At 33.2% G+C, this 620-nt stretch carries 1 protein-coding gene; it reads right to left on the reverse strand.

Translation table 11 applies throughout. The features are described 5' to 3' along the window. Positions 1 to 17: 17 nt before the first annotated feature. The coding region (locus HT723_RS11760) for a restriction endonuclease subunit S (RefSeq protein ID WP_172935213.1) at positions 18 to 620 on the reverse strand (603 nt) is incomplete at its 5' end.

Raw genomic sequence — 620 nt, forward strand, 5'->3', positions numbered from 1 at the left:
AAATGATTGAGTATTAGCTATATTATACTAAATTTCAAGCTATTTCTCCACACTTTTATAGCTATCTCACAAGCAAATTGTGATTTGTCGACCTGGGCTACAAAGTCTGCGAACTCATTTTGGAGGGAAAGAGGGGGGAAAATCAGTTCAAAATTTTTAATCAGTTGACCGTTTAAATTAGGTTGATTTCCTCCTCGTCCAAGTTCTCGTAATTCGCTATACCTTAGCATTAATTGATGCCAAATAAAAACTGGATTGTCTATTTTATTTGGAAATATAGCCCCACATGCTTGGTTGCTAGTAGATTCAACTTTGAGGATTGCACTTCTTCCTCTTGTTTGTCCTTGACCATACATAGCAATTAATATTGTATCAACTGGAAAAAGTTTAAGAGATGTATTTTCTAAAGCAAATTTTGTGATTTTTTCCTCAGTTTCCGTAATTTCTCTATTTATTACCTCAGTTGTTTTTACCCAATTAATCGTTCCGCTATCCCAATATAATTTATTATCTCTTGATGGTGTACTTCCACTAGAAACTTCAAATTTTTCACCTATTTTATATTTGGGGAATAATGTAGTATAAAAATCCCCAAACATCTCGTTAAATCGGGATTTGAC

Origin of the sequence: Streptococcus sp. 2106 (genome assembly GCF_013277315.1) — a bacterium.
GTDB lineage: Bacteria > Bacillota > Bacilli > Lactobacillales > Streptococcaceae > Streptococcus > Streptococcus pseudopneumoniae.